Origin of the sequence: Streptomyces sp. CC208A, from assembly GCF_030010625.1 — a bacterium.
Classification (GTDB): Bacteria; Actinomycetota; Actinomycetes; order Streptomycetales; family Streptomycetaceae; genus Streptomyces.
Map to the genome: position 1 here is coordinate 56,243 of NZ_JASCXN010000003.1, position 14,773 is coordinate 71,015.

12 protein-coding genes and 1 pseudogene are annotated in these 14,773 nt (G+C 74.1%); 3 read left to right on the plus strand and 10 right to left on the minus strand.

All coding sequences use genetic code 11. The features are described 5' to 3' along the window. Positions 1-10 precede the first annotated feature (10 nt). Positions 11-772, minus strand: coding sequence for an enoyl-CoA hydratase family protein (locus QK442_RS04650; RefSeq protein ID WP_282692513.1), 762 nt, complete (start codon positions 770-772; stop codon positions 11-13). Between the two features lie 79 nt (positions 773-851). Between QK442_RS04650 and QK442_RS04655 the strand changes: the two genes are divergently transcribed. Beyond that, the gene (locus QK442_RS04655) at positions 852-1,631 is read left to right on the plus strand and encodes an SDR family oxidoreductase (protein ID WP_282692514.1); all 780 of its coding nucleotides are present in this window, start codon (positions 852-854) and stop codon (positions 1,629-1,631) included. A gap of 16 nt (positions 1,632-1,647) precedes the next feature. Then, positions 1,648-2,559 (plus strand): SDR family oxidoreductase, encoded by a 912-nt coding sequence (locus QK442_RS04660; RefSeq protein WP_282692515.1) that lies wholly within the window; start codon positions 1,648-1,650, stop codon positions 2,557-2,559. Positions 2,560-2,615: 56 nt separating this feature from the next. Here the strand turns inward: QK442_RS04660 and QK442_RS04665 are convergent, their stop codons facing one another. Beyond that, the gene (locus QK442_RS04665) at positions 2,616-3,914 is read right to left on the minus strand and encodes an ATP-grasp domain-containing protein (RefSeq protein ID WP_282692516.1); all 1,299 of its coding nucleotides are present in this window, start codon (positions 3,912-3,914) and stop codon (positions 2,616-2,618) included. Positions 3,915-4,067: 153 nt separating this feature from the next. After that, on the minus strand, positions 4,068-5,279 hold the full coding sequence (locus tag QK442_RS04670; RefSeq protein ID WP_282692517.1) for a pyridoxal phosphate-dependent aminotransferase: 1,212 nt from the start codon (positions 5,277-5,279) through the stop codon (positions 4,068-4,070). A gap of 101 nt (positions 5,280-5,380) precedes the next feature. Between QK442_RS04670 and QK442_RS04675 the strand changes: the two are divergent. Further along, positions 5,381-5,734 (plus strand): annotated as a pseudogene (locus tag QK442_RS04675) (helix-turn-helix domain-containing protein); the annotation flags it as partial. Positions 5,735-5,800: 66 nt separating this feature from the next. Here QK442_RS04675 and ectB read toward each other — a convergent pair. The 7 genes from ectB to QK442_RS04710 form a co-directional block, all read right to left on the minus strand. Then, positions 5,801-7,045: a diaminobutyrate--2-oxoglutarate transaminase gene (gene ectB / locus QK442_RS04680; RefSeq protein WP_282692518.1), complete on the minus strand. Its 1,245-nt coding sequence runs from the start codon at positions 7,043-7,045 to the stop codon at positions 5,801-5,803. Positions 7,046-7,116: 71 nt separating this feature from the next. Continuing rightward, on the minus strand, positions 7,117-8,280 hold the full coding sequence (locus QK442_RS04685; RefSeq protein WP_282692519.1) for an amino acid:polyamine antiporter: 1,164 nt from the start codon (positions 8,278-8,280) through the stop codon (positions 7,117-7,119). Further along, the gene (locus QK442_RS04690) at positions 8,277-9,560 is read right to left on the minus strand and encodes a SidA/IucD/PvdA family monooxygenase (RefSeq protein ID WP_282692520.1); all 1,284 of its coding nucleotides are present in this window, start codon (positions 9,558-9,560) and stop codon (positions 8,277-8,279) included. Before QK442_RS04690 ends, QK442_RS04685 begins: the two co-directional genes overlap by 4 nt. A 128-nt stretch (positions 9,561-9,688) precedes the next feature. After that, complete coding sequence (locus QK442_RS04695; protein WP_282692521.1) at positions 9,689-10,843, minus strand: FAD-dependent oxidoreductase; 1,155 nt, start codon at positions 10,841-10,843, stop codon at positions 9,689-9,691. Further along, positions 10,840-12,813, minus strand: a complete 1,974-nt coding sequence (locus tag QK442_RS04700) for a class I tRNA ligase family protein (RefSeq protein ID WP_282692522.1) — start codon at positions 12,811-12,813, stop codon at positions 10,840-10,842. Before QK442_RS04700 ends, QK442_RS04695 begins: the two co-directional genes overlap by 4 nt. Positions 12,814-12,888: 75 nt before the next feature. Further along, positions 12,889-13,443 carry a DUF3291 domain-containing protein gene (locus tag QK442_RS04705; RefSeq protein WP_282692523.1) on the minus strand — a complete coding sequence of 185 codons (555 nt, stop codon included), beginning with the start codon at positions 13,441-13,443 and terminating at the stop codon, positions 12,889-12,891. Between the two features lie 72 nt (positions 13,444-13,515). Beyond that, the gene (locus tag QK442_RS04710; protein ID WP_282692524.1) at positions 13,516-14,772 is read right to left on the minus strand and encodes an NAD(P)/FAD-dependent oxidoreductase; all 1,257 of its coding nucleotides are present in this window, start codon (positions 14,770-14,772) and stop codon (positions 13,516-13,518) included. Position 14,773: the final 1 nt, after the last annotated feature.

Sequence of the window (14,773 nt, forward strand, 5' to 3'; positions counted from 1 at the left end):
TGCTCACGGCTCAACTCTCCTCGTGGGTGGCGGGTTTCGTGCCGAAGGTGTCACGGACGCGGTCCGCGGCCCCGCTGAGGTTGGCCTCGAAGGTGAAGCCCTGCTCGAAGCGGTAGGCGCGCCGGACGTCCACCGGGTCGATGCCGTTGATGGCCGCCTTGGCGAGACGGATCAACTGCCCGTCCTTGGCGGCGATCTCCCCGGCAAGGCCGAGGGCGGCCCCGTGCAGCCGCGCACGGGGGACGACCTCCCACACCGAGCCGTGCCGGTGCAGCTCTGCGGCGGTGACCGTGCGCGAGGTGTAGTAGAGGGTGCGCATGAGGTGCTGCGGGACGAGCCGGGCGAGGTGGGTGGCCGCGCCGAGGGCGCCCCGGTCCAGCTCGGGCAGGCCGAAGACGGCGTCGTCGGAGGCGACGATCGCGTCGGCGTTGCCGACCAGGCCGACGCCGCCGCCCAGGCAGAAGCCGTGGACCGCGGCGACCACGGGGACCTCGCAGTCGTAGACCGCGGCGAACGCCTCGGCACAGCCCCGGTTGGCGCCCAGGATCGCCTCGGGGCCGGCCGAGCGCTGGATCTCCTTGATGTCCACGCCCGCGTTGAAGCCGCGGCCCCCGGCGGCCAGTACCACGCAGCGGACCTTCGGGTCGGCGCCGGCGGCGCGCACGGCGGCCGCCAGGTCGTACCAGCCCCGCACGGGAAGGGCGTTGACGGGCGGGAAGTCGACGGTGACGACGGCGACGCCCTCGTCGGGGACGGAGGTGGAGACACCCATGAGCGGATCAGCTACCTTTCCACCAAACGTTTGTTAGGTGGAAAGGTAGCAGCGGCAGGCCCGCCGCGGGAGGTGTCCCTTGCCCGTGACCATCGATCTGTCCGGCACCGTCGCCGTCGTCACCGGCGGCACCCGGGGCGTCGGCGCCGGAATCGCCCGCGCCCTCCTGGCGGCCGGCGCGGAGGTGGTGACCTGCGCGCGCCGGGCCCCCGGCCGGCCGGTCGGGGCGGCCGGCCGCACGGCCCGCTTCCTCCCCGTCGACCTGCGCGACCCGGAGGCCGTCACCGCCTTCTTCCAGCGGGTGCGCGCCGACCACGGACGGCTCGACACCCTCGTCAACAACGCCGGCGGCACACCCTTCCGGCTGCTCCACGACGGCGGCCCGGCCGCCCACGCCCGGGTCGTCGAACTGAACCTCACCGCCCCGCTGACCGCCTCCCTCGCCGCGTACGAGGTGATGCGCCACCAGCCCCGCGGCGGCTCCATCACCATGATCGGCAGCGTCAGCGGCACCCGCCCCTCACCCGGCAGCGCCGCCTACGGCGCCGCCAAGGCGGGCCTGGAGAACCTGGCCCGCTCCATGGCGGTCGAATGGGCGCCCCTGGTACGGGTCAACACGCTGGTCCTCGGCATGGTGCGCACCGAACTGACCCACCTGCACTACGGCGACGAGGACGGCGTCGCCGCCGTCGCCCGGACCGTCCCCCTCGGCCGGCTCGCGGAGCCCGCCGACGTCGGCGACGCCTGCGTCTTCCTGGCCTCCGACCGTGCCGCGTACATCACCGGCGCGGGCCTCCAGGTGCACGGCGGCGGGGAGCGCCCCGCCTTCCTCGACGCCGCCACCGTCAACCACCCCTGAAGAGAAGAGACTTGCCGTGAACGGAATCTGCGAGGGGCGTGTCGTCGTCGTCACCGGAGCGGGCCGCGGCCTCGGCCGCGCGCACGCGCTCGCCTTCGCCGCCGAGGGCGCGAAGGTCGTCGTCAACGACCTCGGCGTCGGCCTCGACGGCAGCCCGGGACCCGACAGCCCGGCCGCCCTCGTGGCCGGGGAGATCAGGGCCGCCGGCGGCGAGGCCGTCGCCCACGGCGGCGACATCGCGAGCGAGGAGGGCGCCGCCTCCCTCGTCGCCACCGCCCTGGACGCCTTCGGCCGCCTCGACACCCTCGTCAACAACGCCGGCTTCCTCCGCGACCGGATGCTCGTCAACCTCGGCGAGGACGACTGGGACGCCGTCATGCGCGTCCACCTCAAGGGCCACTTCCTGCCGCTCCGGCACGCCGCCGCCCACTGGCGCGCCGAGGCCAAGGCGGGTCGCACGCCCAGGGCCCGGGTGGTCAACACCAGCTCCGGCGCCGGCCTCCTCGGCAGCGTCGGCCAGGGCAACTACGCCGCCGCCAAGGCCGGCATCGTCGGCCTCACCCTCGTCGCCTCCGCCGAACTCGCCCCGTACGGCGTCCAGGTCAACGCCATCGCACCGGCCGCCCGCACCCGCATGACCGAGCGGACCTTCGCGGACACCATGGCCGCCCCCGAGGGCCCCGGCTTCGACGCCATGGCCCCCGAGAACGTCTCCCCGCTCGTCGTCTGGCTCGGCTCGGGCGCCGGCGAGGGGGTCACGGGCCGCGTCTTCGAGGCCGAGGCCGGCCGCATCACCGTCATGGAGGGCTGGCGCCCAGGACCCACCGCCGACAAGGGGGGCCGCTGGACCCCGGCGGAGGCCGGCGACGCCGTCCTGAAGCTCCTCGCGGACGCCGAACCCCCGCGGCCGGTGTACGGCGCGCGCTGACCCGGCCGGTACGGGCGGCGGAGCCCGTACCGGAGTCGTACCGGAAGAGGGGCGGGTCAGGCGGGGTCGGGCTCGATCGTCAGCTCGACGCGGTCCGTGTAGGCGCGGACCTCCGTCTCGGGGTCGGCGTCCCACGGCAGGTCGGCCACCACATAGGCCGAGCGGCCGGAGGAGTCGTGGAGGGCGCCGAGCCGGGAGCCGCGGGGGAGGCCCACCATGACGGAGGCGCAGCGGGCCGGGGCGTCCGGGGCGGTGGCCTCCACGGTGGGCCAGTAGGCGTCGTCGGCGATCCAGGAGACCGGCTGCCCGTCGTAACGGACGTCGGTGAGACGGCCGGGACGGTGCTCCACGAAGCGCTGCACGGCCCGGCGGGTGGGGGCGGGGTAGTCGGGGCGCACGCCGAGGGCGAGGTCGACGATGGCCGGCTCGATCGGACGGCCGGTGGCGAGGTGCCACATCATGGTGATGGCGTCGCCGGGGAGGCGGGCCGCGATCTCCATGAGGACCGGCTGCCCGTCGCGCAGCCGGAACTCGGCGTGCGTGATGCCGCTGTCGAAGCGCAGGGCCTTCAGGATCGCCGCGTTCGCCGCGACGAGCGCGTCCGAGTGGGCGAGCGGGAGGTCGGCGGGGCTGGTGTGGCCGATCTCGGTGAAGAAGCGGCTGCTGTCCTCGTTGGTGAGCTTGGCGGTGACCCCGCTCCACAGCAGCTCGCCGCGGTGGACCAGGGCCTCGACCGAGAACTCGGGCCCGGTGACGAGCTCCTCCACCAGGATCGTCTCGTCCGGCTCGTACGCGGTGAGCGCGGCCCGCAGCTCCTCGTCGTTCTCGACCCGCACGACACCCGAACTGAACATCCGCCCGGCCGGCTTGACGACACAGGGGTACGTGTCGGAGGCCGCGGACCGCCGCTCGTGGGGCGCGTAGGCGCGCCAGGCGGGGCCGTGGTCGCGGAGGACGACCCGCTGCATGACCTTGTCCCGGCAGACCCGGGCCGCCCAGGCGCCGGGGCCGGGCAGGCCGAGGGCCTCGGAGAGGACGCCGCACGGGTCGACGAAGACCTCGCCGCTGCAGATCACGCCACGTATGTCGTGGTCGGCGATCCAGTCCTGCACCGACGCCAGGACACCGGCGATCATGGCGTCGGGGAACTGCCGGACGGCCTTGATCCGGGACAGCGGGTGCGTCGGGTCCTCGACGTGCCGGGTCAGCTTCGCCAGGTCGGTGGTGGGGCCGACGACGACCAGGGGCACGAGTCCGCGCTCCGCGATGTCGGTGATCAGGCGGTGCTGGCGGGCCAGGGCCGCCAGGTCGCTCATGACGATCACGGCGGGCGGGCGTTGGCTCTGACGGTTCAACGGAGCTCCTCCGGTGGGATGCACCACGGGTGACGGGTGCGAGGAACGGTCACTGCGTGATCCAGCTTGCCCGCCGGTGCCGCGCGCGGTCCGGCGTTGCGCCGATTGACATTCCCGGCCGGTGAATCGGCCGGATCCGGCCGTCCGCCTCCGCTACTGGCGGTAGGTGGAGAGGAAGCGGCCGATGCGGTTGATCGCGGTCTCCAGGTCGTCGGCGCGCGGCAGCGTGACGAAGCGGAAGTGGTCGGGGCGCGGCCAGTTGAAGCCGGTGCCCTGGACGACGTGGATCTTCTCGCGCAGCAGCAGGTCGAGGACGAGCCGCTCGTCGTCGACGATCTTGTGCACCTCGGGGTCGAGCCGGGCGAAGGCGTACAGGGCACCCTTCGGCTTGACGCAGCTCACGCCCGGGATCTCGTTCAGCGCCCGCCAGGCCACGTCGCGCTGCTCGGTGAGCCGCCCGTTCGGCAGGGTGAGCTCGTGGATCGACTGGCGGCCGCCGAGCGCGGCCTGGACGGCGTACTGGGCCGGTACGTTCGGGCACAGCCGCATCCCGGCCAGCATGGTCAGGCCCTCCAGGTAGTCGGCGGCCTGCTCCTTCGGCCCGGAGACGACCAGCCAGCCGCTGCGGAAACCGGCCACGCGGTAGGACTTGGAGAGGCCGTTGAAGGTGAGCGTCAGCACGTCGTCGGCGAGCGCGGCCAGGCAGTGGTGCTCGGTGCCGTCGTAGAGGATCTTGTCGTAGATCTCGTCGGCGAGGACCATCAGGCCGTGGCGGCGGGCGAGTTCGAGGATCCCCTCCAGGAGCTCCTTCGAATAGACCGCGCCCGTCGGGTTGTTGGGGTTGATGACGACGATGGCCTTGGTGCGGTCGGTGATCTTCGACGCGATGTCGTCGAGGTCGGGGAACCAGTCCGCCTCCTCGTCGCACAGGTAGTGCACCGCCCGGCCGCCGGCGAACCGGACCACGGCCGTCCACAGCGGGTAGTCGGGCATCGGCACGAGGACCTCGTCGCCGTCGTCGACCAGCGCCTGCACGGCCATCTGGATCAGCTCGGAGGCGCCGTTGCCCAGGTACACGTCGTCGACCGTCACGCCTGTGACACCGCGCTGCTGGTAGTACTGCATCACCGCGCGCCGGGCGGGCAGGATGCCCCGGGCGTCGCTGTAGCCGTGCGCGGAGGGCAGGTTGCGGATGATGTCCTGGAGGATCTCCTCCGGCACCTCGAAGCCGAAGGGCGCGGGGTTTCCGGTGTTCAGCCGCAGCACGCTGTGCCCGGCCTCCTCCAGGGCGTTGGCCTGGTCGACCACCGGGCCACGGATCTCGTAGCACACGTCCTTCAGCTTGCTGGACTGTCGAAAATTCATCTGCGGCCTCCCGACCGTCACCGTCATCCGCGCCGCCGTGGCTGCTTTGTTCTACCAAGTTCCTACTTGGAAAGTCCAACCCTTTGGCTATGCTGGCCACCATGCCACGCCGAAGCTACGACCAGTACTGCGCCGTCGCCCGTGCCCTGGACGCGGTGGGGGAGCGCTGGAGCCTGCTGATCGTCCGGGAGCTCCTGCACGGCCCGCGGCGGTACACCGACCTCCACGCCGACCTCCCGGGCGTCTCCACCGACATCCTCGCCAGCCGCCTCAAGCAGCTGGAGGGCGAGGAACTGGTCGAGCGCCGCCGCCTGGAACGCCCCGCGAACGCGACGGTGTACCAGCTCACCCCGCGCGGCGCGGAGCTGCGCCCGGTCGTCGAGGCCCTGGCCTCCTGGGGCCTCGACGCGCTCGGCGAACCACGGCCCACGGACGCCGTCCGCACCCACTGGTTCACCGAACGCGACCCCGCAGGACGGGCCGCCTCCGTGAGCGGCTGAACGCCCGCGGACCCCGGCGGCTCAGGCGACCGCGGCCACCGACTCCCCCAGGACGTCGAGTCCTTCGGCCAGCTCCGCGTCGGTGGCGGTCAGCGGCGGCAGCAGCTTCACCACCTCGTCGTCGGAGCCCGAGGTCTCCACCAGGAGTCCGCGGGCGAAGGCCGTGTCGGCGACCCGCCGGGCCAGGGCCGCCTCCCGGAAGACCAGCCCCCACACCAGGCCGCGCCCCCGCCACCCCGCGACCCGCGCCGGGTACCGGCCGGCCAGCTCGGACAGCCGCTCCTCGAACAGCCCGGCCCGTACCTCGGTCTGCTTCTCCAGGGTGCTGTCCGCCCAGAACTCCCGCAGCGCGGCGGCCGCCGTCACGAAAGCCGGGTTGTTGCCGCGGAAGGTGCCGTTGTGCTCGCCCGGCTGCCAGACGTCAAGCTCGGGGCGGAAGAGCGTGAGGGCCATCGGCAGCCCGTATCCGCTCAGGGACTTGGACAGGCAGACGATGTCCGGGGTGATCCCGGCGACCTCGAAGCTGAAGAACGGCCCGGTGCGCCCGCAGCCCATCTGGATGTCGTCCACGATCAGCAGGACGCCCCGGCGTTCGCACAGCTCCGCGAGGTCGGCGAGCCACGTCGGGCTCGCCGTGTTCACCCCGCCCTCGCCCTGCACCGTCTCCACGATGACGGCGGCCGGCAGGTCCAGGCCGCTGCTGCGGTCGTCGAGCATGGCGTCGAGCAGCGTCAGACCGGAGACCTCGCCGCCGGCGAAGCCGTCGTAGGGGAGGCGCCAGGTGTGGTCGAGCGGAACGCCGGCGCCCGCCCGCTTCGAGGCGTTCCCGGTGACGGCCAGCGAACCGAGCGACATGCCGTGGAAGGCACCGGTGAAGGCGACCACGGTCTGACGTCCCGTCACCTTCCGGGCCAGTTTCAGCGCGGCCTCCACGCTGTTGGTCCCGGTCGGGCCGGGGAACTGGACCCGGTAGTCCAGCCGCCGGGGGCCGAGCAGCCGCGCCCCGAACTCGGCGAGGAAGCCCTCCTTGGCAGTGGTCAGCATGTCCAGACCGTGGGTGATCCCGTCCCGCTCCAGGTAGTCGAGCAGCGCCCGCTTCAGCACGGGGTGGTTGTGCCCGTAGTTGAGGGCACCGGCACCGGTGAAGAAGTCCAGGCGGGCACGGCCGTCACGGTCGGTCAGCCGGCTGCCGCGCGCCCGGTCGAAGACGACGGGCCAGTTCCGGCTGTAGCTGCGGACCTCGGATTCGAGGGCGGAGTCGTTCATGAGGGATCTCCTCGGAGAGGGGGGTGGAAAGAAGGGGGGACCGGGCGGCGGTACGGGCCCGGGGCCGTGGTTCAGGCGCCGGAGAGGACGGGCACGGCGAGCACCGCCACACCCCCCAGCACCAGCAGGAGCAGCACCCCGGCGCACCGCAGCGGCGGCCCGCCGTGGCGTACGGCGGCGACCGCCCCCAGGGCGTAGCCGGTCAGCGCGGCCGCGGCGGGACCGAGCAGCAGCAGGGGTACGGCGCCGCCCCGCGCCCCCGCCCACGCGAAGGCGCAGCAGGCCGCACCGACCGCCGTCACCAGCGCCTTCCCGGGGGGCCGCCCGGCGGGGCCCCGGCCGTCCGGGCGGAGCCGCGCCGCGATCCGCGAGGCCGTACGGATGTTGGTGAAGCAGTACGAGGTCAGGACGACGGCCGTCGCCCCGGCGAGCCCCCAGCGCAGCGGCACCGGCACCGGCCCCTGGCCGCCCCGCCCCTGGAGCAGCGCGAGCCCCAGGTGGACGACGGCCACGCCCGCCGTCCCCAGGACCACACCGGCATAGGTCCGCCCCCGCCCGGCGGCGACCGACGGCACCGCGTCGGTGACGGCCTCCCAGCCGACCCCGGCGAAGAACAGCGCCGCGAGGGCCAGCCACAGGGCGCCGCCGGACGAGAGCCCCGAGGGCGCGAGCGCGGTGTCCGCGCCCCCCGCCGGAACCCCCGGCCACCCCACCGCGGCGCACGCCACGGCCAGGGCACCGGCGACCCACGGCCGCCACCGCAGCACCGTCACGGGAAGAGCCACCGGGCCGAGCGCCGCCGCCCCCGCCACCACGAGCACACCGAGCGCGAGCAGCAGCCCGTCCGTCCCCGCCCGCGGCGGCGACCCGTCGGCGGCCGACAGGAGGGAGACGGCGGCGAACCAGGCGATCGCCGCCTGCCCGGCCGTGAAGGCGACGGCGAAGACCCCGTCCACCGCCCGCTCCGCCCATCCGCCGAGCAGCGCCCCGACGGCCCCCGCCAGCGAGACCGGCCCGAGGCGGGCACGGACAAGGGCGGCAAGCACCAGGGCGACCGAACCGCCGAGCAGGAGGTGGGCCGTCCACACGAGCGGACCGTCCCCACCCGCCAGGGCCACGACGACAGGAGGCATGACGAGCATGCCGGCACCGAGGACACCGCGCGAGAGCCGGGCGGCGATCACCCGCTCGGGCCGGGCCGCCGGGGAGACGGAGGCTTCGGGAGGCTCCGTCACGAGAGCCGCTTCCGCAGGCTCTCCGCGATGACCTTGGCGCGGAGCGACAGCAGACTGAACGAACCGGCGTCGCCGATGCCGTGGCTGGACTCGCACAGGCCGTTGAGGAAGAGCGCCGGAGTGTCGGACGCCACCGGCCGCACCTCGTAGTCCGGGCCGACCGCGAGATAGCCGTGCTCGTCGAAGGCGAAGTCGTCGGCGACCCCGCGCATCAGGGCCGGGACGCGCTCCTGGTGGGCGGCCGGGCCGAGGTCCCGGAAACCGGTGGCGAGGACGACGACATCGGCCTCGTGCTCCTCCGACTCCCCGGTGTTCAGCTCCTCGACGCGCATCCGGACCCCGTCCTCGCCGGCCTCCACCGCCCGCACCTGCCGGCTGCCGCTGACGAACACCCGCTGCTCGCCGTCGAGCCGCTGCTCGTAGATGAGCCGGTACAGCTCGCGCAGCACGTCGCCGTCGGCCGACGAGTAGTTCGTCAGCCGCATGAACCGGTCGATGGCGTCCTTCCGCTCGCGCGGCGCGCCGTAGTAGTACTCCGTGAAACCGGGGAAGTACCCTTCCTCGCTGAACGGACTGGTGTCCTTCTCGCGGAGCGTCAGCGACCGTACGAGCGTGGTCACTTGGGCGCGGGGGAACCGGTGGGAGAGGTCGAGGGTGAGCTCGACCGCGCTCTGGCTGCCGCCGACGACCGTCACCCTGCGCGGCACCACCCCCCGCTCCTCCAGCTCCTCCAGGGCCGGGAGGTAGCGCGTCAGGTGGAAGACCCGCGGGGAGTCCACCGCGTCGAACGGCTCCGGGACGTACGGGGCACGGCCGGTGCCGATCACGAGGACGCGCGCCTGAAGGGTCTCGCCGGAGGAGGCGGTCACGGTGTGGCACGGCCGGCCCTCGGCGTCACGGCCGAGGGAGACGCCGGTGACCCGCACCCCGTAGTCGACAAGGCGGTCGAAGTGCCCGGCGGCCCAGGTGACGTACTGCGCGTACTCCTTGCGCAGCGGGAACTCCATCGGGAGGTTGAGGTGGTCGAGCAACCGCCCGTTCTCGAAGAGGAAGTTGATGAAGCTGTAGCGGCTGCGCGGATTGCGCAGCGACACCAGGTCGCGCACGGGGTGGTTCTGGATGTCCGAGCCGTCGAGCATCATGGCGCTCTGCCAGGACGGGCCGGGACGGGCCTCCAGGAACCGTACGTCGAGGTCGTGGCCCTCTTCTTCCAGGGCGATGGCCAGGGCCAGGTTGGCCGGACCGAAGCCGATGCCGAGCACGTCGTGGCAGCGGGTCACTGTTCCCCCTTGAGGAAAGCGGATGGGAGTGGTGCGGTCGGGGCGCGGGCGCGGGGAGGCGCCGCCCGTAGGCGGTGGAGCCGGGCGACGCCGTCGGACGGTGCCGGGGTGGTGCCGGGGAGACGCGGTCAGGCGGTGTGGGGGCGGGTGGCGGCGAGAGCCGCGTCGGCGGAGACCGGGTCGGTGAGGACCGCGGCGGCGATGCGGCGGCCGGCCTCCGGCGCCGTCTTGACGCCGCCGCCGTTCAAGGCCCGCACCGCCCACACGCCCGGCACCCCGGTGCCCCGGAGCAGCCCGGGCGGGAGACCGTCGCCGCCGGGCACGTCGTAGGCGTCCGCGGCCCGGATCGTGTCGAGGTGCGGCGCCGTCGCCAGCCACGGGAAGTGGGCGGTGAGCGCGGCGACGGTCGCCCGCGCGTGCGCCGGGTCCGGCGGAGCGCCGACGGCGGAGCCCCAGACGAGGTGCGGCATGCCGATCAGCGTCCGGTCCGCGCCGACCGGCTTGGCGTAGAGCCCGGTCCGCAGGTCCACGAAGGTCGCGTGCGCCGGCACGTCCGGCCGGCGCCCGACGACGCTCACCTGGATCGACCGCGCACGGACCGGCACGTCCGGCCGAAGCCCGGACGGCGGGTCGGCCGCCCAGGGGCCGACCGCCGACACGACGGCCCCCGCCCGGACCGTACCCGCGTCGGTACGGACCACCGGACGGCCGCCGCGCGCCTCCACCGCCCGGACGCGCACCCCGCAGCGGACCACGGCGCCGTTCGCGGACGCCTGCGCCAGCCAGTCCGCCGTGACCTCGGCCGGCGCCACCCAGCCGGCCTCCGGCTCGACCAGCGCGACCCCGCTCGCCAGGCGGATCCCCGCCGCCTCGGCGGCCCCGGCCACCACGTGCGCCGTGGTGCCCAGCGCGCCGTTGATCCGCTCGGCGGCCGCCCGGAAGGCGGCCTCCTCGGCAGGTGCTGCGGCCGTCACCGCGCCGACCACGTGCAGCGGCGCCCGCCCCGAGGCCCACCGGCCGGGATCCCGGTAGGCGGCGAGCCCGGCCAGGGCCAGCTCGGCGACCACCGGGTCGGGGTCGAAGGCCCGCACCATGCCGCCGGAGCGGCCGGTGGCCCCGGCGGACGGACCGGGCGCCTGCTCCAGGACGACGACGGACGCGCCCCGGCGGGCCAGGTGGTGCGCGACGGCGGCGCCGGTGATCCCGGCGCCCACCACCACGACGTCCGCGCCGGCGGGAAGCTCCCCGCCGGGCGGGACGGCCGCCGGACCGGCGTCGCTCACGACCGTCCGCTCGCGGGTGCGGGTGCGGGTGCGGGTGCGACGGGCGCGGGCGCCGCGCACCGGCTGCCGGACGGCAGGAACGACCAGTCGGCCTCGCGTACCGGCTCGCCCGGCAGCCCCAGCCACTCCCAGACCCGCTGGGCGAGACCGGGCACGACCGGCCAGGCCAGAGCGGCGAACACCTTGGCCGCCAGGTACTCCAGGGCCAGGCTGGTACGCGCCTCCTCCGCCAGCGACGGGACCTCGCGCGCGGTCTCCTCCGTCGCCCGGAACTCGGCGCAGCGCTTCACGAAGGACTCCAGGAGGTCGACGTAACCGCGCGCGCTGAACGCCTCCGGCAGGACCAGACCGTCGAGTTGACGTGTGGTCAGATTGAGGCAGCGGTAGAACTCGCGGTGCGCGTCCGTCCACGCGCCGGTCCCCGGCACCAGGCCGTCGCCGTTCTTGTCGAGGGCCGCGAAGCCGTCCAGCCATGCCCGCGCGGCGAGGTACAGCGGGTCCTCGGCGAGCCGGCCGGCGCGCTCCTCGGTGATCCGGGTGACCCGCCCCTCCGGGGCGTCGCGCAGCAGCGCCAGGCGTACGGCGTCCGGCCCCGCCGCGGCGAGGGCGTCGTCGGCCCAGACCGCGTGGCCCCGGCTGGTGGAGAACTTCTCGTCGCCCAGGTGCAGGAACCGGTTGGTGACGAACGCGGCGGGCAGGTGCTCGCCGAGACCGGCGGCGAAGGCCAGGACCGGCAGCAGCACCGCGTAGTAGAAGCTGTTGTCGTAGCCGAGGAAGAGCGCGATCCGCGCCGGGCCGCCCTCCTCCGCCTCGGCCCGGGCGGCGTCCAGGAAGGTGAGCGCCAGGTCCGCCCAGGCGTCGAGGGCCTGCCCCTCACCCAGGCCGACGCCCCACTCGGTGGTCCTGGCCAGCCGGTACGGCGGCAGCCCCTCGTCGAGCAGGCGCTCGACCAGGATCCGCAGGTCGGGCGAGGCGGCGGCGGTCCGCAGGTACTCCCGCAGCTCCTCCGCGTGGGCGTTCAGATCCAGCCACAGCGCCCGCTCCGGACGGGTGACGGCCTCGGTGTCGCAGATCCGGCACCGCACGCCGGTGAGCTCCCGCGCCTCGCCCGGCCGACCGCACGCCTCGCAGATCTCCCCGTCGCTGGACGCCCCGCAGTGCGCGCAGGCCCCGCGGGCGAAGGCCTGGTGCAGGGAGAGGTCGCAGCTGGGGCAGTACGCCGTCTCCCGCTCCTCCTCCCGCACCGACGGCGAGGCGGTCACCCGGGCCAGCAGCTCCCGGATCCGGCCGGCGTGCTCCGGGTCCTTGGCCGGGCGGGTCAGCCGGTCGGCGTCCACACCGGCCGCGCGGAGGGTCGCCACGATCGCGTCGCCCTCGGCCGTGGCCACGTCGGCCGGGGCCGTACCGCGCAGGCGGGCGGCGGCGGCCACGTACGACTGGTGGTCGTCGGTGCCGGTGACGTACCGGGCCTCGCGGCCGGTGCTGCGCAGCGCGCGCACCAGCATGTCGGCGCGGACGTACGGACCCGCCAGATGGCCCAGGTGGAGGCCGCCGTTGGGCGTGGGCGGCGGGCAGAACACCAGAGTCCGATCAGCGAGCCGGTCGCGCGGCGGCGCCTTCTCCAGGACGGCGACGGCGCTCGGGATGTGCTCCCAGTAGACGGAGACGATGTCGAAGGGCTCGTCGTGGTCGTTGCGGATCTCGTGGAAGCCGAACGGCGACAGGTAGCAGACCTGGCCGGGGCCCAGCTCGCGCTCCTCGTCGCCGAGGACGACGGTGGCCCTGCCGGCCAGGACGATGAACATCTCGCCGTCCTGGTGGGCGTGGCGCTTCGAGACGGTGTGGCCGGGGACGCTGCCGAAGACGGAACCGAACGGCAGCCCCTCGATGTCGCTCGCGGACAGCATGGGTTGCAGGTGCATCTCGTAGGACCAGCTCATCGCCGACCGGTCGAAGGCACGCGTGATCAAGGAAGCCCCTAGAGGATGTGGAGGGTGGGGAGGAGAAGAAGGCGGAGGGGGTGGAGGAGGCGGTGTGACGCGGCGTCAGTCGCCGGTCCCCTGCCGCCCGGTCGCGCGGCGCAGCTGCGTCGGGGCGCCGTCGGCGTCGAAGGGCCGGCGGAACGAGAACGCGAACGGCGAAGGCCCGTGGTCGTGCAGGTGCTCAAGGCGGGCGCAGGCGTCCGCCCAGGTGGGGATCGTGTCGTCGGAGACCCACCAGGCCGCGTACGAGGGCCACTCGGGCTTCAGGAACCACTCGTGCCGCCGGCTCAGGGTGGAGCGGTGCAGGCCGGCGTAGGTGAAGGCGAGGACGGACTCCAGGTCGGTCCAGAGCGACAGGGTGGAGGCCCGGCTGTCGGTCTCGTCCGTCCGGCCGCCCGTGTAGAAGCGCGGGACCTCGAACTTCCCCCATTCCCCCCAGTCCCGCTGGAAGTTGGTGAGGTGGCTCTGGCCGGGGTCCTCCTTCGCTCGGGCGATGAACCCCGGGCTTTGCTCCGCCTCCTCGAACGTCGGCGGCGTCAGGTCGTCGAACTCCTGGACCTCGGGATTCCCGTACGGCTTCTTCAGGATCGCGAAAGTCGTGAAAGCGACGCGCGGCATCTTTCCCTGTCCTTCCTGGTGCTTTCCCGGTGCTTTTCCTGCGGAGGAGCCCGGATGCGGGGATCCCCGGAGCTATGCGCGTGCCGCGCCCGCCCGGCGGGCCATCAGGCCGCGCATGAACGCGCGCTGGAACTCGGCGGGCATGACCATCCGGCCGGTCAGCGCCAGATACGTCCGGCTCAGTTCCGGATCTCCGCAGATGGTCTCGAACATCCTCTGCCGGGTCGCCTCGTCCTTGCCGACCAGGGAGTCCCCGCAGATGCCCTCGGCGTGCGGCAGGAGGGCCTTCTCGAACCGCTGCCGGTAGTCGTCGAGCCCGGCCCGCACCCCGTCCGCGTCCAGGGACCGGCCGGCGAACGCGCGGGCGAGCAACTGGGCCGACAGGAGCGCGAATCCGCAGCCGACGCCGCTCATGGCGTCCAGCGAGAGCGCCGCGTCGCCGACGAACGGGACGGAGCCGGCGACCGGCCGGCGGATCAGGCTCGGATAGTCGGCGTACCCCAGCAGAGGGCCCTCCGGTACGGCGTCGGCCACCGAGGGCGCCGCGGCCAGCCCGTCGAAGTACTTCAGGAACTCCTGCATCCGGCCGTCCGCGCCGCGCCACCCCTCGACCCGCGACTTCTCCGCGAAGAGGACGAGCTCGGTGCGGCCGTCGACGAGCGGATAGGCGCAGGCCAGGTCGTGGTCGTTCATGACGAAGACCGACCGGCCGTCCTCGGGGGCCGCGATCCCGCGGAAGTAGCCGAAGAGCGCGGCCCGTTCGTTGGGGCGGCTCTCGGCCTCGTTGCCGAGCAGCCCGGCAAGGCGCGAGCGCCGCCCGTCCGCCGCCACCACCAGGCGGGCCCGGTACCGCCGGGGTCCGTGTGCGCCGTCGGTGTCGAGGGTCCAGCCGGAGGCGTCCTCCGTGACGCCCTCCACCCCGGTGGCCTCGACGAACCGGACGCCGTGTCGCCGCGCGGACTCCCGGATCGCGGGGTCGAGCACCCGCCGCTCCAGGTTGAGCGCGTACGAGTCCGGCCGCTCGGGGTCGTAACCGGTGCCGGGCGTGTCGACCACGCCGCCGGGCGTGACGAAGACGGCCTTGGTCGCCACCGACCAGGAGGGCTCGCGGAGATGGGCGAGGCCGAGGGCGGACAGGAGCGGGACCGCGTGCGGCTGGACGAAGTGGGTGCAGAGCTGCTTGTGGTACGACTCGGGCGTCGCCTTCCTCTCGAAGACCGCCACCCGGTACCCCATCGTGCCGAAGTGGACGGCGGCGGCGCAGCCGGCGAGGCTGCCGCCCACCACCGCCACGTCCAGCGGCGTGTCGTCGTGCTCCTCGGTGCTCACG